This window comes from Sphingomonas sp. DMC8 (assembly GCF_056314185.1).
On sequence record NZ_JBQUYV010000004.1, the window covers coordinates 180,583 to 204,334 of the forward strand.

Genomic DNA, 23,752 nt, shown 5'->3' on the forward strand with positions numbered 1-23,752 from the left:
TGCCAACGGAAAATGCTGCCGCGACACAGAATTTAACCTTCGTTTTCAATGGCATTATGGTTCCTCTCCTTCGCGCGTGATGCTCTGCTCTGGTGAAGACGGCGGCGATTCGAACGGCGAAGGAAGGCTGCCGTGATCCCGAGGGGAAGCGCGCTGCGTGGCGCCAGGTGAGGCTTGCGCGCAACACGTGATTCGCAACCGTACAGGCGGGGCTTGCTGGCTATTGTAACCGGTTACTACCGGTTGTAAACGGTTACTCTGGGTAACAGGAATCGCCTCTGGACGGCGGCGCGAAGCCGATGCTCCAAGAGCGAAAAGTAAAGGGGAATGGGAGAGGATGGTAAAGCATAGAACGCGTGCGTGTGCGGCGGGTATTTCCACGCTGGCAGTAAGCATTGCGCTGGCAGTTTCTGCGCCGGCATATGCCCAGACATCGCAATCGACGCTGCGCGGCAAGGCGCCTGCGGGCGCGACCGTCATGGTGACGGAAGTCGACACGGGCGCAGTCCGCAAGACCACAGCCAGCGCCGATGGCACCTATGTGATCGCAGGCCTGCCGGCCGGTAATTATCACGTCACTGCAGGCGACAAGCTGGACGCCGATGTCACCCTGGCGGTGGCCTCGGTCTCGGTCGTCGATCTTGAAGCGCCGCGTGTCGCTGCCGACAAGGACACCGTGGTGGTGGTCGGCCGGCGTCCGACCGTCGAGGTCCATTCCTCGCAGGTCAACCAGATCGTGTCGCTGCACGACATCGCCTCGCTGCCGCAGTCGACGCGCAACTTCCTCGAATTCGCCGACACCGTACCCGGCATGACCTTCACGCGCGACCAGAAGGGCAACACGTCGATTCGCGGCGGCGCCCAGCTCGATTCGGCGGCGAACGTCTACATCGATGGCGTGAGCTGGAAGGACTATGTCGGCAGCGGCGGCGGCACCGGCGGCTCCGGCTCCGGCTTCACCGGCAGCGGTGGCTCGGACGGCAATGGCGATCCGGGCAACCCGTTCCCGCAGCTCGCCATCGGCGAATACAAGGTCGTCACCTCGAACTACAGCGCCGAATATGGCGATGCATCGAGCGCGATCATCATCGCCCAGACCAAGTCGGGCACCAACCAGTTCCACGGCGAGATTTTCGGCAACTATACCGACCAGAATCTCCGTGCCTCGCTGCCGGGCGAGACCACCAAGGCCAGCCAGTCGAGCAAGGAATATGGCGCTGCGCTGGGCGGCCCGATCGTAAAGGACGTCGCGCACTTCTTCTTCACCTGGGAGCACAAGAGCCTCGCTATCTCCAACACGGTTTACCCGAGCGGTGCCGTGCCGGCCTCTGCGATCGCATTGCTGCCCCAGAACGTGTCGAACCAGTTCGGCGCGGTGACCAACCCGTTCAAGGAAAACCTCTATTTCGGCAAGATCGACGTCGAGCCGACCGCGAACGACCGGATCGAATTTACCGGAAACCTGCGTCTGGAAACCAACATCACCGGCGCGAGCGGGCAGAATGCCGCGTCGACCGCGGTTCCGTACAAGAACGACGTCAAGCGCGGCGACATGCGCTGGCAGCACAGCGCGGACAATTGGGTCAACGAGTTCCGGATCTCCTATCAGGACTCCAACTCGGCGGCGGTGACGACCAAGGCTTCGCCGCAGTTCCAATATTCCTGGTTCCCGAATCCGCCCACGGCGTTCAACAGCGAACAGAACAGCGCGTCGATCATCAATGTCGGAGGCCCCGGCTCGGGCGTCGGCATCGTCAACCGGCAGAAGGGCTGGACCTTTGCCGACAACGTTACCTTCCCCAACGTGCATTGGATGGGGGACCACACCATCAAGATCGGCGCCAGCTATGGCGCGATCACGCTGAAGACCCAGAATGCCAGCACCGACCTGGCCAATGCCACCTATTATTATGCGGTCAGCTCCGCAGGTGTCGGTCAGACGCCGTGGCAGGTCCAGTTCGCGAACGTCGTGCCCGGCTACTCGCCGAACGTCACGACGACCGACAAGCAGTACAGCGTGTACGTGCAGGACAACTGGCAGGTTAACAACAAGCTGACCTTCGATCTCGGCCTGCGCTGGGATCATGAAGAGGTGCCGGCCTATCTGAACTACGTGACTCCATCGCCGGTCGTGGCGGCGCTCAACGGGCCGTACTGCGCGCCGGTAACGTCCACCTGTACCACGACCACGTCCTATGCCCAGGCGCTGGCCACCAGCGTGCCGGGTGCGCCGGGGATCAACATCAACGATTATGTCAGCACCGGCAGCAACCGTAAGGCGCCGCACAATTTCTCGCCGCGCATCGGTTTCACCTATGACTTCCACGAAGACGGGTCATTCGTGCTGTTCGGCGGCTATGCCCGTTCGTACAACCGCAACCTGTTCAGCACGCTGGCGCTCGAAACCACCAAGATCGCGCTGAACAACAACCCGCAGGTCTTCTTCCCGTCGGCGCAGACGAACGACACGTTCGGCGGCGGCCAGTGCAAGACCCAGGCCGATATCGACCCGAACCGGCACTGCTATCAGTGGAACGATGCCTATCTGACGCCGCAGGGCCTGGCGACGTTGCAGACCAGCCCGACTTCGCATGAAGTCGACCTGATCCGAAACAACATCAAGACGCCCTATGCGGACCAGTTCAGCCTGGGCATCCGCAACCGGATCGGCGACTGGAACACCCAGGCGACCCTGTCCTACATTGCCAGCTACGACGGCATCTACGGCCATTGGGGCGCGCGCTATGCCAATGGTGCCTTCTACCAGAATGGCAGCCAGTGGGGTGCGCAGGGCGTGCCGGGCATCGGCTCGCTGATCCTGTGGGACAACGGCTTCAAGGACCGCAACCTCCAGGTCTCTCTGGCGGCGCAGAAGCCCTACACCAAGGAATCGGGCTGGAGTGCGACTGTCTCCTACACCTATTCGGCGGCGGCGCAGAACAACTCCTACGCCTATGGGTCGGCCGGGAACATGTACATGTTCGACTATCCGACGATCAACGGCTACCCGATGCAGCGGTCGACTGCCGTGCCGCGGCACCGGCTGGTGGTGGCGGGCACCTATGATCTGCCCTGGGGCATTCAGTTCGGCGGCAAGCTGTCGCTGGCGACGTCGCAGTCGGTCAGCCAGATCTATGGCTGCAATACCGGCATCCCTGGCTGTAACCCGTACAACTCCATTGGTGGCGGCACCGCCGGGATTGCCATCCTCAAGCCAAGCGATTTCCTTGGCTACAAGGATATCGACGTGCAGTTGACCAAGAACTTTACCCTGGTCAGCGGCGTTACCGCCTATGGCCGCGTCGACATACTGAACCTGTTCAACTGGAAGAACTATGATCCGTTGGCGATCACTACGACCAGCAATAACGGGATACCTGTATCCGCCGCGTACAACCCGAACGGTTCTATCGTCGGAACCCCCTTCACGGTGAAGTTCTCGGCCGGGGTGCGGTTCTGATCTAGCCCATGACTGGGGGTGCTCCGTCGGTCCTTGTGCCGCCGGAGCGCCCCTTTTCTTTTCCGCTATCTGCTGTGACCTGCCCCTTGCGTGTACTGGTTCGGCTGCGCCGCGGGCGGTATGACGGCGTGTCGTTTTCTTCGGGGGTATGATGGCGCAGCAATCGACCAGCGCACCGATCCGCAGCATTGCGGTCATCGGCGGAGGCTCTGCCGGCTGGATGGCAGCCGCAGCCATTTCGAAGTCCTTCGGGCGCAGCATCCGCGTCACGCTTGTCGAATCTGAAGAAATCGGCCTGATCGGCGTGGGCGAGGCGACCGTGCCGCACTTGTCCGCCTTCAATCGCTTGCTTGAAATCAACGAGGCGGAATTCGTCCGCCAGACGCAGGGCACGTTCAAGCTGGGCATCCAGTTCAACGACTGGGGCAAGATCGGCGACAGCTATGTCCATGGCTTCGGCACGATCGGGCGCGATCTGGGGCTGATGCCGTTCCACCAATATTGGCTGAAGGCGCGCGCGGCGGGCAAGGCGAAGGATATCAGCGCCTATTCGCTCAACACGGTGGCCGCGCCGCTCGGCAAGTTCATGGTGGCGCCCGGCGATGCGCCGCCCAATTCGCCGCTCGCCGAAATTGCCTATGCCTATCATTTCGATGCGGTGCGCTATGCCGCCTTTCTGCGCCGCCGTGCCGAAGCCCAGGGTGTGGCGCGGATCGAAGGCAAGGTGATCGCGGTCAACCGCAACGGCGAGAGCGGCTTTGTCGACAGCGTTACCCTGGAAAGCGGCGCCGCCGTTGCGGCCGATCTGTTCATCGATTGCACGGGCTTTCGTTCGTTGCTGCTCGGCGATGCGCTGGGGGTCGGCTTTGAGGACTGGACGCACTGGCTGCCGTGCGACCGGGCGCTTGCCGTGCCGTGCGAAAAGGTCGGTCCGCCGACGCCCTATACGCGCTCGACGGCGCGGGCTGCGGGATGGCAGTGGCGCATTCCGCTGCAGCACCGCACCGGCAACGGCTATGTCTATGCCAGCAACGCGATCAGCGATGACGAGGCCGCCGCCTTCCTGCTCGCCAATCTGGATGGCAAGCCGCTCGGCGATCCCCGGCTGATCCGATTCACCACCGGCAAGCGGCACAAATTGTGGGACAAGAATGTCGTTGCGCTCGGCCTTGCCGGGGGCTTTATCGAGCCGCTGGAATCGACCGCGATCTTCCTCATCCAGTCGGGCATCAACCGGCTGATGGCGCTGTTCCCGGATACGGCGTGCGACGAGGCGCTGCGCAACACCTATAACGAACAGGCGCAGTTCGAATATGAGCGCATCCGCGATTTCATCATCCTGCATTATTGCGCCACCACCCGCGACGATTCCGCATTCTGGAATCATGTGCGCACCATGGACATCCCCGACAGCCTGCGCGCCTATATCGATCTGTTCCGCGCCAACGGGCAGTTTTTCCGCAACGGCACCGAGATGTTCGGCCTGACGAGCTGGGTGCAGGTGATGCTGGGCCAGGGCATTGAGCCGCGCGCCTATCACCCGGCGGTCAACTGGGTGCGTGACGAGGACATGCTCGGGCTGGTCGGCCATGTCGAAAAGGTGATCGAGGCGAATGTCGGGCTGATGCCGCCGCACGAGGCGTTCATCGCCCGCCACTGTGCAGCGCGCGTCGACGGGTAAGGGCGCATCACGGATTCACCAGGGTGTCCCCCGGCGCCCTGGTGGAGGGCGGCCCCTGCCGCCCGAACGGACCCGGCCCGCGCCTTCGCGGGCCGGGTTTCGCTATCGCACTCAGGCCGGCGCGCGGTCGAGCCAGCCGCCGTGGAATCCGGCGCGACGCAGGCCCCGCAGGATCGGCGGCGAACGGCGCATCACGCGCCACACCGCCTCGCTGCGATAATTGGCGATCGCCATCAGGATCGGGCCCTGGTCGATCCCCAGCCAGTCGGTCGCGACCCAGCCATGCGTTGCGTCCACGCTGCCGGTGTCGAGCTTCACGCGTGTGTCGCGGAAGCTGGGGTTGAACGAATCGCGAAAGCCATAGTCGCCATAGAGGCGCGGGTCAGCCTTGGCGCGGCGATGGAGCGCCAGCCCGGCCGGAATGGCGATTTCGGGTGCGAAGGCGAGCGAGCCCAGCGCACCTGTGGGGGCAAGGGTGCCGTCGTCAAAGCCATCCGGCTCGTCGATCGGGCCGCGCGCGCTATAGCCGCGATAGGCTGCATCCGCGCCGTGGCCGGCGGCCGGGAAATTGCCCGGCCCGTCGCACGCCGTCAGGCCCCAGATGTCGCGGCCATAGCCTGACCAGCGCATCGGGTTGCGGATGCAATAGGCGCGGTTGGCGAAGGTCTCGCGACGGCTGTTCTCGAAATAGTCGAACCCCGCCGCGCGCATCGGCGCGTCGTAAATGCCGCGGAAATCGACCCAGGCCTCGGTATATTGGTGGCCGAACAGCGGCGCGAAGGCCAGGCGGCGGGTGGCCCCTTCGCCGCGCCAGAAGCGCGGATAGGGCGCACACCAGGCCTGCCAGCTGTCGTCGCGCGCGGCATGGCGCGTCGATCCCAGTGCCAGCAGATAGACCAGCTTGCCCTCGTTATACCCATCCCAGGGGCGGTCGATGAAACCCTTTTCGGGATGCCAGCCCATCGAAATCGGGGTGCGTTCCTGCTGGAACCAGTCCCATTCGGCGCGCTCGACCAGATCATAGGCAAGGTGGCGGATTTCGGCTTCGACCGGATCGGCGCGGTCAAACCAGCCGGCAGCGAACAGCGCGCCCATATGGAACAGCGAGGTATCGACGGTCGACAGCTCGCAGCGGCCATAGCGCAGGCCGGTCTGCATATCGAGGAAATGGTAGAAGAAGCCGCGATGCCCCGCCACGCCTTCGCGCGCATCGCTCATCGGCAGGCCGCTGAGGAAGCGCAGCGTGGTGACGGTGCGGTCGCGTGCGGCGCGGCGGCTGATCCAGCCCCGTTCCACGCCCAGCGGATAGGCGGTCAGCGCAAACCCCACCGCCGCAATCGAGCAGAAGGCGGGCGTCGGCCACCGATCAGGCACCATGCCGTTGGCGGCATTGGTCCGTTCCCAGAAAAAGCGGAAGGTGCGGTGCTCCAGATCGTCGAAAAACGCAGGGAGCGCGGGCCGTGCGGCGGGAGCCGCGATCGCCGGCAGTGCGGCGGCGCCGATCGCGCCGGCAACACTGCTCCCCGCGGCGCACAGGGCGGCGCGCCGGTTCATTCCTTCGGGCATTCCAGTCTCCTCAACGCGCGGTCTGGCTGGTTCCTCGTTCGATCAGCCGCGTTTCACAAAGTTCGGTGCCAATGGCAGGTTCGTCGTCCGCATCGATCTGCGCCACCAGCGCCTCGACAGCGCGCGAGCCCATCGCCGCGATGTCGATCCGCACGGTGGTAAGGTCGGCGAACCGCGCCAGCGGCACGTCGTCAAAGCCGGTAACGGCCACCTGACCGGGCACCGCCAGCCCTGCTTCGCGCAGGGCCTGCATCGCGCCCAGCGCCATCATGTCGTTGCCGGCGATGATCGCGTCCAGCGGCGCACCTTCGGCCAGCAGCATGCGGGCCAGCGCCACGCCGCTTTCCTCGCGGAAATCGCCGTTCAGCACGCGCTGCGGCAGCTCGGGTGCCAGCGCGGTCATCGCGGCGCGATAGCCCTCTGCCCGCTCGCGCGCGTCGATATTGGCCGGGTCGCCGCCCAGATGGACGATCGCGCGGCGTCCGCCCGCCAGCAGATGTTGTACCACCGCCCCAATGCCGCTGCGATTGTCAACGCGGAGCGCGAAATGGTCGTCGGTCTCGGGGCTGTTGATCAAGACGGTCGGCAGCGCCTGGGGCAGGGTGGATTCGCGCTCGGCGGCATCGAGCTGCGGCGCCATCACGATCAGCCCGTCGACGCGGCCGCGCATCGCCGCGAGTGCCTGGCGCGCCAGCACCGGGTCGGCAAGCATGCTGGACAGCAGCAGCACATAACCCTGCTCACGCGCTGCGGCCTCCATGCCGCGCACCAGCTCGCTGAAGAACTCGCCATAAATGCCCGGCAGCACGACGCCCAGCGCGTGGCTGCGTGCGGTGCTGAGGCTGCGCGCGCCGGCATGCGGCGTGTAGCGCAGGTCGCGCATGGCCGTTACCACCTTGTCGCGCGTCTCGGCCTTTACGCTGGCATGGCCATTGAGCACACGCGATACCGATGCCACCGACAGGCCGGCGATCCGGGCGACATCACGAATGGTGGCCGTGGATCGGCTCAAGCTTTTTTCCTCCCGACGCAGACTTTGCCAGCGCATTTTTAGGCGCGCCGCCGAGGATTGCCAACATTGCGACGAGCCAATAAGTAACCGGTTACAACAATCGGTCAACTGTTATGCAGCGGGCATTTTGATGCATCGCGCCAGCGGGCCATGGGAGAGAGACACGAAATGGCCATTGCTACCGTCTCGAGACGCGGCGCCATCACTGCGCTGGGCCTCGCCAGTGCCTGGGTGGCCAGTCCCTTGCGGGCTGCGCTGGTGCAGGCACATGCGTCGCTCAGCCCTCGCCACAGCGCGATGATCGACGCGCTGATGGCGCGGATGACGCTGGAGGAAAAGGCCGGGCAGCTGACGCTGCGTGCCTCGGCCTGGGGCGGCGACCGCGCCGCCGGGTTCAATCCGCCGGCTTCGGGCAATTTCGACAAGCAGGTTGAGGACGCAGTCGCCGGGCGGCTGACCGGCGTGTTCAACGGCAATGGCGCAGTGATGGCGCAGCGCATGCAGCAGGCGGTAATGACGCGATCGCGGCTGAAAATTCCGCTGCTGTTCGCCGCCGATGTCGTCCATGGCCATCGCACCATCTTCCCCAGCCCGACCGGCGAAGTGGCGAGCTTCGAACCCGAACTGGCCGAACGCACCGCCCGCATCGCCGCCTATGAAGGGGCGGGCGCCGGCATCGACTGGACCTTCTCGCCGATGGTCGACATCGCGCGCGACCAGCGCTGGGGCCGCGCGATGGAAGGCGCCGGTGAGGATGTGCTGCTCGGCCGGCTGTTCGCCGCCGCGCGCGTGCGCGGGTTCCAGGGCAAGGATCTGGCCGCCGACGATGCGATGATGGCCTGTGCCAAGCATTTCGCGGGCTATGGCGCCGTCGAGGCCGGGCTCGATTACAACAGAGTCGACATGTCGGAGCGGACGCTGCGCGAAACCTATTTCCCGCCCTTTCAGGCGGCGTTCGATGCCGGGTGCGGCACCACCATGGCGTCGTTCAACGAAATTTCGGGCATGCCCTCCACGGCGAACCACTGGCTGCTGACCGACGTGCTGCGCGGCGAGTGGAAATTCCCCGGCGTGGTCGTGTCCGATTATACGGGCGATGAGGAACTGATCGCGCACGGTGTCGCCGCCGATGGGCGCGACGCGGCGCGTCTGGCGCTGATTGCGGGCGTCGACATGAGCATGGAGAGCAACCTCTATATGCTCCACCTGCCTGAGCTGGTCCGTTCCGGTACGGTGTCCGAGGCGCTGGTCGATCGTTCGGTCCGCCGCGTGCTGGCGATGAAGGCGATGCTCGGGTTGTTCGACGATCCGTTTCGCCGCATCGATCCGGCGCGCGAAAAGGCCCGCTCCCGCAAGCCGGCGTCGATCGCGCTGGCGCGCGAGGCGGCGTGCAAGTCGATCGTAATGCTGCGCAATCAGGGCGATCTGCTGCCGCTTGCGAAATCGGCAAAGGTGGCGTTGGTCGGCCCGTTTGCCACTGGCCAGCACGACTTGATCGGCGGCTGGTGCGTCTATGGCGACGATGCGCAGGCCGTGGCGCTCGACACCGGCATGAAGGCGGCCGGCGGACAGGTGACGGTGGTGGAAGGCTGCAAGCCGGATGCCGCGATCCCCGGCGGAATCGAAGCAGCCGTCGCCGCGGCGCGCGCCGCCGATGTCGTGGTGCTGGCGGTCGGCGAGCCGCAGGACTGGTCGGGCGAGGCGCAGTCTCGCACCGAAATCACTATTCCCGATGCGCAACAGGCGCTGGCGGAGGCACTCGCTGCCACCGGCAAGCCGATGGTGGTGGTGCTGAAGAACGGCCGGGCGATGGCGCTGGAAGGCGCGATCCGCGATGCCGCGGCATTGCTCGTCACCTGGCAGCTCGGCTCGGAGACCGGCAACGCGATTGCCGATATTCTGTACGGCGTGCACGGCCCCAGCGGCCGTCTGCCGGTCAGCTTTCCGATCGCCGGGGGGCAGGAGCCGTACCATTATGACCACAAGCCGACCGGCCGTCCCAATGGGGACGGGCTGCTTGAATCGTTCAAGACGCATTATCGCGGCCTGCCCAACGAAGCGCTGTTCCCGTTCGGCCACGGCCTGACCTATGGCCGGATCGCCTATAGCGACCTGAAGCTCGCCGCGGTGATGGCATGGGAGGGCGCGCTGACCGTCAGTGCCACGCTGACCAACCATGGCAGCCGCGCCGCCGTGGAAGTGGCGCAGCTCTACATTCACGATCGGGTAGCGAGCGTCACCCGGCCGGTGCGCCAGCTCAAGGCGTTCGCCAAGGTGCCGCTGGCCCCGGGCGAGAGCCGGGTGGTGCAGTTCACGCTGCGTCGCGCCGATCTGGAATTTTTCGGCCTCGCCAATCGCCGTACGGTCGAGCCGGGGCAGTTCGATATCTGGGTGGCGCCGTCGGCACAGGCGGAAGGGGTGCGGGGCAGCTTCACCTTGCAGGCGGCCTGAACCCGCAGCGACGGTGTTACCGCCCGCCGCGATAGGCGGGCAGGCCCAGCTTCCAGATGATCGCCGCCGCCCGCAGCGCAAACCCTGCTGCTGCGGCGGCCAGCCCGGCGGCGAGGGGCGGCATGCCCAGCAGGCTGAGCGCGACATAGACCGAGGAGGCGAGCGCAGCTGCCGTCACATAGAGTTCCGGCCGCATCAGGATCGACGGCTCGCCGGCCAACACGTCGCGAATGATGCCGCCGACGCACGCCGTCACCACGCCCATCACCGCGGCCGGCACCGGCGGGATGCCATAGCCGAGCGCCTTGGCCGCGCCGAACGCGGCATAGGCGGCAAGCCCCAGCGCATCCAGCCAGGCAAAGGTCCGGTCGTTCCACCAATGCTGCGGCGTGAACCAGACGATCAGCGCCATCGCCAGGCACAGGCTGGCGACGGTCGCATCGTGCACCCAGAACACCGGCGCACCGATCAGCAGGTCGCGCACCGTGCCGCCGCCGACGCCGGTGATCAGCGCGAAGAAAGTTGCCGTCACCATCGTCTGGTCGCGCCTTGTGGCCGCCAGCGCACCCGTGGCGGCGAACACGGCGATGCCGAACAGGTCGAGCCAGGGCAGGATCGGGCCGATCTGGGGGACGGGAACGGGCATGGTCCGTCTTTGGCGCGGCGCATCGCGACAAGTCAAACGGGGTCTGGCGATACGCGCGCTGCTGGGGCAAATAGCGGGCCATGCAACGTACGGAATCTCCGCTGATTGTGATGGCGGTCTGTCTCGCGGCGCTCGCCGGGTTCGTCGATGCGCTTGCCTATACCTGTTTCGGTGGCTTCTTCGCTTCGTTCATGAGCGGCAACTCGACCCGGCTCGGCGTCGGGCTGGGTGCCTATGTGCCGGGCGACGCGGCCATGGCGGCAGCGCTGGTGATGAGTTTCGTGGCCGGTGTGATCCTGTCGAGCGTGCTCGTGCGGGCGCGGCCGGCGGCGCATCACGGTGCAGTGATGGCGGTGGTGACCTTGCTGCTGCTGCTCGCCGCGATCGTCGCCAGCATCGCGCCGGGGCCGCAGGTGCTGTTGCTGCTCGCGGCAGCGATGGGCACCGAAAATGGCGTGTTCAACCGCGACGGCGAAGTGACGATCGGCGTGACCTACATGACCGGATCGCTGGTCAAGATGGGTCAGAAGCTGGGCGCTGCGCTGATGGGCGACCGCGACCCGTTCGGCTGGGTGCCGTTCCTGGCGCTGTGGCTGGGCTTTGTCGCCGGCGCGGTATCGGGCGCATCGGCGCAGTTCCGCTGGGGCTGGGGCGCGCTATGGCTGGCGCCGATGGCGGCAGCGGTGCTGACGGTAGCGGTGTCGCGGGTTACGCGGCGGCTGCGGGGGTAGGCTCGAAAACGTTCACCCTCACCCTTCCGCGGCTGCGCCGCTCCGTCCCTCTCCCAAAGGGAGAGGGAGATATACACCTCTCCCTTTGGGAGAGGGAGGGTGAGGGTGGCTTACCCTCAGATATGGATCGGCTTGCCGCGCACGCCCATTGCCGCTTCCTTGATCGCCTCGGAATGCGTCGGGTGGGCGTGGCAGGTATAGGCGATGTCCTCGCTGGTCGCGCCGAACTCCATCGCTTGCGCGGCCTGGGCGATCATCGTGCCGGCGACGCTGGCGATCACCCATACGCCGAGCACGCGGTCGCTCTTGGCATCGGCGATGATCTTCACGAAGCCGTCGGGCTCGTGATTGGTCTTGGCGCGGCTGTTGGCGAGCATCGGGAACTTGCCGACCTTCACTTCGCCGCGTTCCTTGGCCGCTTCCTCGGTGAGGCCGACGCCGGCGATTTCGGGCCAGGTGTAGACGACGCTGGGGATCACGTCGTGGTTCACGATGCCGGTCAGGCCGGCGATGTTCTCGGCGACGGCAATGCCTTCGTCCTCGGCCTTGTGGGCGAGCATCGGGCCGGGGATCACGTCGCCGATCGCCCACACGCCATCGACCTTGGTGCGGAAGCTGTGGTCGGTCTCGATCTGGCCGCGCTGGTTGGTGGCGAGGCCGATCTTGTCGAGCGCCAGCCCGTCGGTGTTCGGACGGCGGCCGATAGACACCAGCACGCAATCGGCTTCCAGCGTCTCGGCAGCGCCGCCGGCGGCGGGCTCGAGGGTGAGGGTGGCCTTGTCGCCGTTCACCGCCACGCCGGTCACCTTGGTGCCCAGCTTGAACTCGATGCCCTGCTTCTTGAAGATCTTGTTGGCTTCCTTGCGGACGTCGCCGTCCATGCCGGGCAGGATCTGGTCGAGATATTCGACGCAGGTGACCTTGGCGCCCAGGCGGCGCCACACGCTGCCCAGCTCAAGCCCGATCACACCGCCGCCGATGACGACCATGTGCTCGGGCACCTTGGGCAGTTCGAGCGCGCCGGTCGAATCCACGACGACCTTCTGGTCGATCGTCACGCCCGGCAGCGGGGTGACCGACGAGCCGGTGGCGATGACGATGTTCTTGGCGGTGACCTTCTGGTCGCCCACCGAGACGGTGTGTGCGTCCTCGAAGCTGGCGCGGCCCTTCAGCCAGGTGACCTTGTTCTTCTTGAACAGGAATTCGATGCCGCCGGTCAGCTGCTTCACCGCGTCGCGGCGCTGGCCGTGCATGGTGTCGAGGTCGAGCTCGGGCGTGACCTTGACGCCCATCTTCGCCATCGCGCCATTGGCGGCGGCGTCGAAATATTCCGACGCATGGAGCATCGCCTTCGAAGGAATGCAGCCGACGTTGAGGCAGGTGCCCCCAAGCGTCTCGCGGCTTTCTGCGCAGGCGGTCTTCAGGCCCAGCTGCGCGGCACGGATCGCAGCGACATAGCCGCCGGGGCCGGCACCGATCACCAGGACGTCGAAATCATATTCAGCCATTTTATGCTCCATGCGTGCTCCGGCATCGGCGGGAGCGCAGGGGGGTGGCCCAAAAGGGCGTTGCGCCCCCGCTTCGGGCGGGGGCGCAAGGGAATTACAGGTCGATCAGCAGCCGGGTCGGATCCTCGATCGCGTTCTTGATCGCGACGAGGAAGGTCACGGCTTCACGGCCGTCGATCAGGCGGTGGTCGTAGCTGAGCGCGAGGTACATCATCGGGCGGACGACGACCTGACCGTTGCGGACCACAGGACGATCCTCGATCCGGTGCAGGCCCAGCACAGCCGACTGCGGCGGGTTGATGATCGGCGTCGACATCAGCGAGCCGAACACGCCGCCGTTGGAGATGGTGAAGGTACCACCCTTCATTTCGTCCATCTTCAGCGTGCCGTCCTTGGCGCGCTTGCCGAAATCGCCGATCGTCTTTTCGATGCCGGCGACCGACAGATCCTGCGCATCGCGGATCACCGGCACGACCAGGCCCTGCGGGGCCGAGACCGCGACCGAGATGTCGCAATAATCGTGATAGACGATCTCATCGCCCTCGATCGAGCCGTTTACGCCGGGGATGTCCTTCAGCGCCATGCAGGCAGCCTTCACGAAGAAGCCCATGAAGCCCAGACGGACGCCGTGCTTCTTCTCGAACAGGTCCTTGTACTTGGCGCGCGCCTCGATCACCGCGCTCATGTCCACGTCGTTGAACGTGGTGAGCATCGCGGCGGTGTTCTGGGCTTCCTTCAGGCGCTTGGCGACGGTCTGGCGCAGGCGAGTCATCCGCACGCGCTCTTCCTTGCGACCACCGGTGGCGGCGGGCGCAGCGACCGGGGCAGTGTCCTGCGCCGGGCTGGCGGCAGGCTTGGCACTGGCGGCGGCAATCACATCTTCCTTGGTCAGGCGACCGTCCTTGCCGGTTCCCTGCACGGTGGAGGGATCGACGCCCGTTTCCAGAACCGCACGGCGCACCGAAGGCGACAGCGCAGCCGCATCGGCGGCAGGCGCCGGTGCAGCGGCCGGAGCGGGGGCAGCCGCAGGTGCAGCAGCCGGAGCAGCCGCAGCGCCTTCGCCAGCGATGATCGCGATCACGGCACCGACTTCGACGGTATCGCCGACCTTGACGATCTGTTCGCCCATCACGCCGGCGACCGGCGACGGGACTTCGACCGAGACCTTGTCGGTCTCGAGGCTGGCGATCGGCTCGTCGGCACGGACGGGATCGCCCGGATTCTTCAGCCATTCACCGACGGTTGCTTCGGTGATCGACTCGCCCAGCGTGGGGACTTTGACTTCGGTGGCCATTCTCAACCTTTCCGGGTGCGGCGGATTTCTTCGCGGACATTATGGCCGAGCGCGTCGGCAACGAGCGCGCCCTGCTCTGCGGTGTGGCGCTTCATCAGGCCGGTGGCGGGCGATGCCGCCGCGGCCCGACCGGCATAGCGCGGACGCTGCGGCTTGACGCGCGCATCGATCAGGCACTGCTCGATCAGCGGCTCGACGAAGAACCAGTAACCGTTGTTCTTCGGCTCTTCCTGCGCCCACACCACCTCTTCGAGGTTGGTCATGCGCTTCAGCCGTTCGGTCAGCGGCTCGCCAGGGAACGGGTAGAGCTGCTCGATCCGGACGATCGCCGTGTTCTTGTCGCCGGCGGCGTCGCGCGCTTCCATCAGGTCGTAGGAGACCTTGCCGGTGCAGAGCACGAGGCGCTTCACGTCGGTGTCCGCCGGCGCGTTGGGGTCCGACAGGATCCGCTTGAAGTGGCTGTCGCCCAGGAACTCCTCGGCGCTGGAGACCGCCAGCTTGTGGCGGAGCAGCGACTTGGGCGTGAACTGGATCAGCGGCTTGCGGAAGTTGCGGTGCATCTGCCGGCGCAGCAGGTGGAAGTAGTTGGCCGGCGTGGTGATGTTCACCACCTGCATATTGTCCTGCGCGCAAAGCTGCAGGAACCGCTCCGGACGCGCCGAGCTGTGCTCGGGGCCCTGACCTTCGTAACCGTGCGGCAGCAGCATCACCAGGCCGTTGGCACGGAGCCACTTGGCCTCGCCCGACGCGATGAACTGGTCGATCATGATCTGCGCGCCGTTCACAAAGTCGCCGAACTGCGCTTCCCACAGCACCAGCGCCTTCGGATCGGCAAGCGCATAGCCATATTCGAAGCCGAGCACGCCATATTCGCTGAGCGGCGAGTCGAGCACCTCGAAGCTGCCATGCGGCACCGTGGTGAGCGGCACATATTTGGCTTCGGTCTTCTGGTCGACCCAGACGGCATGGCGCTGCGAGAAGGTGCCGCGGCCCGAATCCTGGCCGGACAGGCGCACGGTATAGCCTTCCGAGAGCAGCGAGCCGAAGGCAAGCGCTTCGCCGGTCGCCCAGTCGAAATTGGCGCCGGACTTGAACATCTCGCGCTTGGCGTCGAGCACGCGACCCAGAGTTTTGTGGATCTCGAGGCCCTCGGGAACCGTGGTCAGGGTGCGGCCGAGGCTGTCGAACAGCTTCTTCTCGATGCCGGTCTCGACATTGCGCCGCGCGCCTTCGCCGTCCGACGGCGCGCCGAGGCCCGACCAGCGGCCGGCGAACCAGTCTGCCTTGTTCGGCAGATAGGTCTTGCCCGCCTCGAACTCGCCTTCGAGCAGCGTGTTGAACTGGTTGGTCTTCTCGTCGATGAAACCCTGATCGACCACGCCTTCTGCGATCAGCTTCTGACCATAGATGCTGCTGACACCGGGGTGCTGGCGGATCTTCTGGTACATCAGCGGCTGCGTGAAGCCGGGCTCGTCGCCTTCATTGTGGCCGAAGCGGCGATAGCACCACATGTCGATCACGATGTCGCGGTGGAAGGCCTGGCGGAACTCGATCGCCACCTTGCACGCGAAGGTCACGGCTTCGGGGTCGTCGCCGTTGACATGGATGATCGGCGCCTGGACGCCCTTGGCGACATCCGACGGATAGGGCGAGGAACGCGCGAATTGCGGGCTCGTCGTAAAGCCGACCTGGTTGTTGATGACGAAATGGATGCAACCGCCGGTATTATAGCCGCGGATGCCGGAGAAGCCGAGCGTCTCCCACACAATGCCCTGGCCCGCGAACGCTGCGTCGCCGTGGATCAGCACCGGCAGCACCTGATCGTGCTTTTCCAGGTCGCCACGGATCGTCTGCAGCGCGCGCGCCTTGCCGAGCACGACCGGATCGGCCGCCTCAAGGTGCGAGGGGTTGGCGACCAGCGACATATGGACGCTGATGCCGTCGAACTCACGGTCGGTGGAGGTGCCGAGATGGTATTTCACGTCGCCCGAACCGCCGACATCCTCGGGGTTGGCCGAGCCGCCGCCAAATTCGTGGAAGATGACGCGGAACGGCTTCGCCATCACGTTGGCGAGCATGTTCAGGCGGCCGCGATGGGCCATGCCATACACAATCTCGCGGACGCCCTGCTGGCCGCCGTACTTGATGATCGCTTCCATCGCCGGGATCATCGATTCGCCGCCGTCGAGGCCGAACCGCTTGGTACCGACATATTTCTTGCCGAGGAACTTTTCCCACTGCTCGGCTTCGATCACCTTGGACAGGATGGCCTTCTTGCCATCCGGCGTGAAGGTGATCGCCTTGTCCTTGCCTTCCATGCGCTCCTGAAGGAAGCGGCGCTCCTCCACGTCGGAGATGTGCATATATTCCAGGCCGACATTGCCGCAGTAATTGGCCTGGAGGATTGCCACGATCTCACGCACGGTGGCCTGCTGCAGCCCCAGCGTGCCGCCCAGATAGATCGGGCGATCGAGGTCGGCACCGGAGAAGCCGTGATATTCCGGCGTCAGGTCGGCAGGCAGGTTCTGGCGGGCAAGGCCCAGCGGGTCGAGATTGGCGGCCAGGTGCCCACGCACCCGATAGGTGCGGATCAGCATCATCGCGCGGATCGAATCTTCCGCGGCCTTGGTCACGTCCGCGGTCGAGGCGGCGGGCGCCGCCGGCTTGGCCGGGGCGCCGCCCTTGGCGGGCTTGGGCGCCGGCTCCATCTGGGTGGGATCGAGACCGGCGGTGAGCGCGTCGGTCTCGGTCAGCGGCCAGTTCGGACGCTGCCAGCTGGGGCCGGAGGCCGTGTTTTCGAGGCCCTCGAACCAGGCGCGCCAGCTTGGTTCGACCGATGCCGGATCGCTCTTGTAGCGCCGGTACAGAGTCTCGACGAAGGCGGGGCTTACGCCGCCAGCGATGTCGTCGAAGTCGAGGCCTTCATAGCCCATGATCACAGTTCCGTTCGTGTTAGCGCTCCCATCCCACCTATATAGGAGCGCTCCCGTTGCAGTTTAGCCCTTGAGCACTTCCATCAGCGTCTCGCCGAGCAGCGAGGGGCTGGGGGAGACACGGATGCCGGCGGCTTCCATCGCCGCGATCTTGTCTTCGGCGCCGCCCTGGCCGCCCGAAACGATCGCGCCGGCATGGCCCATGCGGCGGCCCGGAGGCGCGGTGCGACCCGCAATGAAACCGGCCATCGGCTTCTTGCGGCCACGCTTGGCCTCGTCGATCAGGAACTGCGCCGCTTCTTCTTCGGCCGAGCCACCGATTTCACCGATCATGATGATCGACTTGGTGGCTTCGTCGGCCAGGAACAGCTCGAGCACGTCGATGAAGTTGGTGCCGTTGACCGGATCGCCGCCGATGCCGACTGCGGTGGTCTGGCCGAGGCCCGCATTGGTGGTCTGGAACACCGCCTCATAGGTGAGGGTGCCCGAGCGCGACACGACGCCCACCGAACCCTTGGAGAAGATCGAGCCCGGCATGATACCGATCTTGCATTCGCCCGGCGTCAGCACGCCCGGGCAGTTCGGGCCGATCAGCCGCGACTTGGAACCGGAAAGGGCGCGCTTCACCTTGACCATGTCGAGCACCGGAATGCCTTCGGTGATGCACACGATCAGCGGCACTTCGGCGTCGATCGCCTCGAGGATCGAGTCGGCCGCGAAGGGCGGCGGCACATAGATGACGCTGGCGTCGGCGCCGGTCTTCGACTTGGCCTCGGCGACCGTGTCGAACACGGGCAGGCCGATATGCGTCGAACCGCCCTTGCCGGGGGTGACGCCGCCGACCATCTGCGTGCCATAGGCAAGCGCCTGTTCGGTATGGAAGGTGCCGGTGGCACCGGTCATCCCCTGGACGATGACCTTGGTGTTCTTGTCGACGAGGATGCTCATTCAGTTCGCCTTTTTCGGGTCGCTGGGAGGGGCTGGGGTATAGGAGCGCAGCGCAATCCAGCCGCCATAGGTGGCAAGCGAGAATTGCGTCGCTCCGGGAGGCGAGGCGACGAAGGTTGCGCCGTCGGGCTTGGACGCGGGCAGCGCATAGAGCGGCACCTTGTCTTCGCCCGGCAGCACGATCTTGCGTGCCGTCAGATAATCGTCGCCGGAACCCAGCCACAGGACGAGGCAGGAATCGGCGATAGGGCCGGCGACGGTGCCGGCCTTGGGGACGAACAGATAGATATTGCCGCCGGCGATGCGGTAGATGCTGTTGGGCACCGCCGCCGGCGCCGGCACGGGCGCCTTCAGCGCGTCCGCCGCATCTGCCGCGCCGGCCTTGCCAACGGTTCGCTGGGCTGCCGGGGGCAGCGTGGGAAAACTGGCCGGTTCGGCCATGCCGCGCGACAGCTTCGCGCTGCCGCCCATGCACACCGCACGGAACAGCTCGACCGGCTCCGTCGGCGCGACGGCAACCGCTTCCTGGGCGGAAGCGGCCGCCGGCGCGACGAGCAGCGCCGGGAGGATCAGCCGAGCGAGGAGTCGATTGACTTGCATGCAGCGACCAGCTCCTTGACCGCGTCGACCGAGACGTCGAAATTCTGCTTCGCAGCAGCGTTCAGCTCGATCTCGACGATGCGTTCGACGCCCTCGGCGCCGATCACGATCGGCACGCCGACATACATGTTGTCGACGCCATACTGGCCGGTCAGGTGCGCGGCACAGGGCAACAGGCGCTTCTTGTCCTTCAGATAGCTCTCGGCCATCGCGATCGCGCTGGTGGCCGGGGCATAGAAGGCCGAGCCGGTCTTGAGCAGGCCGACGATCTCGCCGCCGCCCGAACGGGTACGGGCGACGATGGCGTCGATGCGCTCCTGAGTCGACCAGCCCATCTTGATCAGGTCGGGCACCGGGATGCCGGCAACGGTCGAATATTCGATCACCGGGACCATGGTGTCGCCGTGGCCGCCGAGCACGAAGGCCGTGACGTCTTCGACCGAAACCTTGAATTCCTCGGCGAGGAAGTGGCGGAAGCGTGCCGAGTCGAGCACGCCGGCCATCCCGACCACCTTCTGGTGCGGCAGCCCGGAGAATTCGCGCAGCGCCCAAACCATCGCGTCGAGCGGGTTGGTGATGCAGATAACGAAGGCGTCCGGTGCGTGGGCGGCAATGCCTTCACCGACGGCCTTCATGACCTTCAGGTTGATGCCCAGCAGGTCGTCGCGGCTCATGCCCGGCTTGCGCGGCACGCCAGCGGTGACGATGCAGACGTCGGCGCCGGCAATGTCCTCATAGCTGTTCGCGCCCTTGAGGTTGGCGTCGAAGCCTTCGACCGGACCCGACTGAGCGATGTCGAGCGCCTTGCCCTGCGGCGTACCTTCGGCGATGTCGAACAGGACGATGTCGCCCAGTTCCTTCATCGCGGCGAGGTGCGCGAGGGTGCCGCCGATCATGCCAGAGCCGATCAGCGCGATCTTCTTGCGGGCCATGGAATCTCCTTGGTTCGTCCAAGCAAAGCGGCCGCACGAGGCGCGCGCCGCGAAAGCGGAGGCGGGATAGGCCCATAATAGCGCGGCTGCAACCCGGGATTCGGTGTAGCGTGCAGATTATTTTTGCAATTTGTTCGCAGAAGCAATAACAGCCTCGACCCGCAGATTTGCGTGCTGCGGGCGTGTCGGCTTCTCCGCGACAGGCGCCAGCGTACCCGCTATAATGTGCCCGAGGCAGCCGCCCGTGCAGCGGCTGCGGTAGGGGGTGGGATGCGGAAAGCGCCAGATTTCAGCCGGTTGCGAATTACCGTCGCCACGTCGGTGGCGTTGCTGGCGGCCGGCTGTGGCCGCAGTGATGTCGCCGATCAGCCGGTGCGCTATTGCACCGATTTGAGCGGTCGTCGGATCGACGACGCGAATTGCAACCATCCCTCCTATTGGGGCGGCGCGCATTATTATTATGTCGGCCGCGGTGCCCATATTCCCGCGATCGGGCAGCCGGCGTTCGGCGGGTCGAACCAGGCTGCGGCGGGCGTTCGCTACACGACGCCGGAAGGGGTGACGCGCGGCGGTTTCGGGCGGATCGGCGCCTTCTTCGGCAGCAGGGGCGGCTGATGCAGCGCACGCCTGTCCCGCCGCGCGACGACTGGCAGGCGCGGGTCGAATCGCTCGGCTTCGTCTGGCACAGCGTGGATGGTCGGCCCTATTGGGACGAAAGCGCCTGCTATCGCTTCACTGGCGTCGAGGTGGCGGAAATCGAGGCGGCGACGGCGGAGCTGTACCGGCTCTACCTCGCCGCCGGCGAACATATTCTCGCCGAGGGGCGGCTGGGCGAGCTGGGCATTCCGCGTCCCGCATGGGATGCGGTGGCGGCAGCGTGGGAAGCGGAGCCGCCGGCGCTCAATTTCGGACGGTTCGATCTTGGCTATGCCGGCGACGGCCCGCCCAAGCTGTTCGAGTTCAATTGCGACACGCCGACGAGCCTTTTGGAAGCCGCGGTGATCCAGTGGGACTGGAAGGAAGCGCTGTTTCCCGCGCTCGACCAGTATAACAGCCTGCACGAAGCGCTGGTGGCGCAGTGGCGGGCGATCGCGCCGTTGCTGGCGGGTCCGCAGGTGCATTTCGCCCATATGGCGGATGTAGCGGGCGAGGACGCCGTCACCATCGCCTATCTTCGCGACACGGCGGAAGAAGCGGGGCTGGCGACGCAGGCGATCGAAATGGCGGCAATCGGCTGGGACCAGGGACGGCGCTGCTTCGTCGACCTGGCCGACCGGCGGATCGATACGGCTTTCCACCTCTATCCGTGGGAATGGCTGCTCGCGGAGGATTTCGCGCCGATGCTGGTCGAAAGCCTCGCCACCACGCGCTGGATCGAGCCGATCTGGAAGGCCATGTGGAGCAACAAGGCGATCCTCCCGATCCTTTGGGAGCTGTTTCCCGGCCACCCCAATTTGCTCGAGGCGGGCACCCGGCCGATCGGCGGCAAGCAGGTGGCCAAGCCGTTGTTCGGACGCGAAGGCGCGAATGTCTCGATCCGGTTCGGCGATACCATTATCGCCGAGACCGAGGGCGATTATGTCGAACAGGGCTGGATCTACCAGCGCTTCCACCCCTTGCGCGATTTTGGTGCGGGTTATCCCGTGATCGGGGCGTGGATCGTCGATGGCGCGCCGGCCGGCATGGGGATTCGCGAGGATGGGCTGATCACCGGCAACCACGCCCGGTTCGTGCCGCACGTGATCGAGGGATAGCCCCCGCACCTGGTATCGCACGCAACAAAATAACATTGCCCGGCCGGGCGGGTGGCGTTATCCTCGACTAATACACATGTCTTGGGGGATATCCGCATGCGATTTCGTCGTTCTTTGTTGCTGGCGGGCGTTTGCGCCACGCTGGTGTCGGCATCGGCCCATGCCCAGACGGGCAAGCCGCGCTATGGCGCTTTCGGCGTCGACCTGACCGCGCAAAAGGCCGGGGTGAAGCCGGGCGATGATTTCTGGACCTTCGTCAATGGCGGCTGGGATGCGCGGACCGAGATTGCGCCCGACCGCGCCTCGGCCGGTTATGGCGTGCAACTGGTTCTCGAGGCCGAGGCGAATGTCCGCGACCTCTTGAACGAGATGGCAAAGAACCCCGCCGCCTATGGCAAAAGCGGCAGGCAGATTGGTGACTTCTATGCCAGCTGGATGGACGAGGCGGGTATCGAGGCGCGCGGTACGGCGCCGCTGAAACCCTATCTCGCCCGCATCGCCGGCGTACAGGACAAGACGGCATTGCAGGTACTGTTCGCCAGCATCGGCTATGCCTCGCCGGTTGAAGTCGGGATCAGCCCCGGTCTTGCCGACCCGACGCATTATACGGCGGTGGTCGGTCAGGGCGGCCTCGGCATGCCGCGCGACTATTTCCTGAAGGACGGGGAAAAGTTCGAGGCGTTCCGCAAGGCGTATCGCGCCTATGTGCAGCATATTCAGGAACTGGCCGGCATCCCCGACGCCGGCGCCAAGGCCGATGCCATCGTCGCGCTCGAAACCGCCATGGCCAAGGTGCAATGGTCGCCCGAGCAGAGCCGTAATATCGCCGCGCAGAACGATCCGCAGACGATCGCCGGGCTCACCGCCAAGGCGCCGGAATTCGACTGGGCGCTGATGCTCAAGACCGCCGGGATCGACAGCTCGCCGCAGATTCTGATGACCCAGAACACCGCGCTGATCGCGCTGGGCAAGCTGTTCGCCACCACCCCGCTCCAGACCTGGAAGGACTATCTCGCCTATCGCTTCGTCAGCGACCATGCGACCTTCCTGCCCAAGGCATTCGACCAGGCGCGGTTCGACTTCTATTCGAAGACGCTGTCGGGCGTGCAGGTGCAGCGCGAACGCTGGAAGCGCGGCGTGCAACTGGTCAATGGCGCGCTGGGCGAGGCAGTGGGCCGGGTCTATGTCGCCAAATATTACCCGCCGGCCGCCGAAAAGCAGATGGCCGAACTGGTCGAGAATCTGCGCGATGCCTATCGGGAACAGATTACCGCTTCGACCTGGATGGATGACGCGACCCGCAAGGGCGCGCTCGCCAAGCTGACGGCGTTTGAGCCGCGCATCGGGCATCCGGAGAAGTATGTCGACTATTCGTCGCTGCAGGTGCAGCGTGACGACCTGCTCGGCAATGTCATGCGGTCGGGCGAGTTCGAGCATCAGCTCGAACTGTCGCGCTTCCCCAAGCCGGTTGATCGCAGCCTGTGGGCGATGACGCCGCAGACGGTGAATGCCTATTACAACCCGTTCTCGAACCAGATCACCTTCCCGGCCGCGATCCTGCAGCCGCCCTTTTTCGACCCCAATGCCGATCCGGCCGTGAACTATGGCGCAATCGGCGCGATCATCGGCCATGAGATGGGCCATGGCTTTGACGATCAGGGCAGCCAGTTCGGGCCGACCGGCAAGTTCGAAAACTGGTGGACGGAAAAGGCGAAGACCGATTTCGCCGCGCGCACCAAGGCGCTGGCGGATCAGTATAGCAGCTATGAGGCTGTGCCGGGCCTGAAGGTGCAGGGCGGGCTGACGCTGGGCGAGAATATCGGCGATCTCGGCGGCGTTGAGGCTGCCTATGCCGCCTATCAGCGTTATCAGGCCAAACATGGTCAGGCCAAGGTGATCGACGGGCTGACAGGCGATCAGCGCTTCTTCCTTGCTTATGCCCAGGCCTGGCAGGCCAAGGTGCGCGACGATGCGCTGCGCCAGCAGGTGCTGACCGATCCGCACTCGCCGGCGAAGTTCCGGGTCAACGGCGTCGTCCGCAATGTCGATGCCTGGTACAAGGCCTTTAACATCCAGCCGGGCGACAAGCTGTACCTGCCGCCCGAGCAGCGCGTGCATATCTGGTAAAGCTGCATCGGCCCGGTGGAAACACCGGGCCGATTTGCTTTGCGGGCAGACAATACGATTGCACGAATTGCAATCGTACACGGAAATCATTGCAGTTGCGGGATCGGGC

16 protein-coding genes are annotated in these 23,752 nt (G+C 65.5%); 7 read left to right on the plus strand and 9 right to left on the minus strand.

Features of this window, described 5'->3' with window-relative positions; genetic code table 11:
• The first annotated feature begins 337 nt into the window (after nt 1-337).
• On the plus strand, nt 338-3,460 hold the full coding sequence (locus ACT53K_RS10365; protein WP_476228545.1) for a TonB-dependent receptor domain-containing protein: 3,123 nt from the start codon (nt 338-340) through the stop codon (nt 3,458-3,460).
• 148 nt (nt 3,461-3,608) lie between these two features.
• Entirely contained in the window at nt 3,609-5,141 is a 1,533-nt protein-coding gene (locus ACT53K_RS10370; protein ID WP_476228546.1) for a tryptophan halogenase family protein, read from the plus strand.
• A 111-nt stretch (nt 5,142-5,252) separates the two neighbouring features.
• Here the strand turns inward: ACT53K_RS10370 and ACT53K_RS10375 are convergent, their stop codons facing one another.
• Together ACT53K_RS10375 and ACT53K_RS10380 are read right to left on the minus strand one after the other, a co-directional pair.
• Nucleotides 5,253-6,707: a glucoamylase family protein gene (locus tag ACT53K_RS10375; RefSeq protein ID WP_476228547.1), complete on the minus strand. Its 1,455-nt coding sequence runs from the start codon at nt 6,705-6,707 to the stop codon at nt 5,253-5,255.
• Between the two features lie 10 nt (nt 6,708-6,717).
• A complete protein-coding gene (locus ACT53K_RS10380) occupies nt 6,718-7,719 on the minus strand; it encodes a LacI family DNA-binding transcriptional regulator (RefSeq protein ID WP_476228548.1) in 1,002 nt (333 codons plus the stop codon).
• 168 nt (nt 7,720-7,887) lie between these two features.
• On the opposite strand from ACT53K_RS10380, the gene ACT53K_RS10385 reads away from it, so the two are divergent.
• A complete protein-coding gene (locus ACT53K_RS10385; RefSeq protein WP_476228549.1) occupies nt 7,888-10,170 on the plus strand; it encodes a glycoside hydrolase family 3 N-terminal domain-containing protein in 2,283 nt (760 codons plus the stop codon).
• A gap of 16 nt (nt 10,171-10,186) precedes the next feature.
• On the opposite strand, the gene ACT53K_RS10390 is transcribed toward ACT53K_RS10385, so the two are convergent.
• Nucleotides 10,187-10,816: a trimeric intracellular cation channel family protein gene (locus ACT53K_RS10390; RefSeq protein ID WP_476228550.1), complete on the minus strand. Its 630-nt coding sequence runs from the start codon at nt 10,814-10,816 to the stop codon at nt 10,187-10,189.
• Between the two features lie 80 nt (nt 10,817-10,896).
• Between ACT53K_RS10390 and ACT53K_RS10395 the strand changes: the two genes are divergently transcribed.
• Entirely contained in the window at nt 10,897-11,547 is a 651-nt protein-coding gene (locus ACT53K_RS10395) for a YoaK family protein (RefSeq protein ID WP_476228551.1), read from the plus strand.
• A 116-nt stretch (nt 11,548-11,663) separates the two neighbouring features.
• Here the strand turns inward: ACT53K_RS10395 and lpdA are convergent, their stop codons facing one another.
• From lpdA to mdh, 6 genes are all read right to left on the minus strand, one after another.
• Nucleotides 11,664-13,055, minus strand: coding sequence for a dihydrolipoyl dehydrogenase (lpdA, locus tag ACT53K_RS10400; protein ID WP_476228552.1), 1,392 nt, complete (start codon nt 13,053-13,055; stop codon nt 11,664-11,666).
• Nucleotides 13,056-13,149: 94 nt separating this feature from the next.
• Nucleotides 13,150-14,349 carry a 2-oxoglutarate dehydrogenase complex dihydrolipoyllysine-residue succinyltransferase gene (gene odhB / locus ACT53K_RS10405; protein WP_476228553.1) on the minus strand — a complete coding sequence of 400 codons (1,200 nt, stop codon included), beginning with the start codon at nt 14,347-14,349 and terminating at the stop codon, nt 13,150-13,152.
• Nucleotides 14,350-14,351: 2 nt separating this feature from the next.
• Entirely contained in the window at nt 14,352-17,282 is a 2,931-nt protein-coding gene (locus ACT53K_RS10410; protein WP_476228554.1) for a 2-oxoglutarate dehydrogenase E1 component, read from the minus strand.
• Between the two features lie 63 nt (nt 17,283-17,345).
• Entirely contained in the window at nt 17,346-18,230 is an 885-nt protein-coding gene (sucD, locus tag ACT53K_RS10415) for a succinate--CoA ligase subunit alpha (RefSeq protein ID WP_476228555.1), read from the minus strand.
• Nucleotides 18,231-18,830 (minus strand): hypothetical protein, encoded by a 600-nt coding sequence (locus ACT53K_RS10420; RefSeq protein WP_476228556.1) that lies wholly within the window; start codon nt 18,828-18,830, stop codon nt 18,231-18,233.
• On the minus strand, nt 18,800-19,762 hold the full coding sequence (mdh, locus tag ACT53K_RS10425; protein WP_476228557.1) for a malate dehydrogenase: 963 nt from the start codon (nt 19,760-19,762) through the stop codon (nt 18,800-18,802). The genes ACT53K_RS10420 and mdh overlap by 31 nt, the downstream gene beginning before the upstream one ends.
• A 270-nt stretch (nt 19,763-20,032) precedes the next feature.
• On the opposite strand from mdh, the gene ACT53K_RS10430 reads away from it, so the two are divergent.
• From ACT53K_RS10430 to ACT53K_RS10440, 3 genes are all read left to right on the plus strand, one after another.
• Nucleotides 20,033-20,377 (plus strand): hypothetical protein, encoded by a 345-nt coding sequence (locus tag ACT53K_RS10430; protein ID WP_476228558.1) that lies wholly within the window; start codon nt 20,033-20,035, stop codon nt 20,375-20,377.
• Nucleotides 20,377-21,516, plus strand: a complete 1,140-nt coding sequence (locus tag ACT53K_RS10435) for a glutathionylspermidine synthase family protein (RefSeq protein WP_476228559.1) — start codon at nt 20,377-20,379, stop codon at nt 21,514-21,516. The genes ACT53K_RS10430 and ACT53K_RS10435 overlap by 1 nt, the downstream gene beginning before the upstream one ends.
• Nucleotides 21,517-21,612: 96 nt before the next feature.
• The gene (locus ACT53K_RS10440) at nt 21,613-23,643 is read left to right on the plus strand and encodes a M13 family metallopeptidase (protein ID WP_476228560.1); all 2,031 of its coding nucleotides are present in this window, start codon (nt 21,613-21,615) and stop codon (nt 23,641-23,643) included.
• Nucleotides 23,644-23,752: the final 109 nt, after the last annotated feature.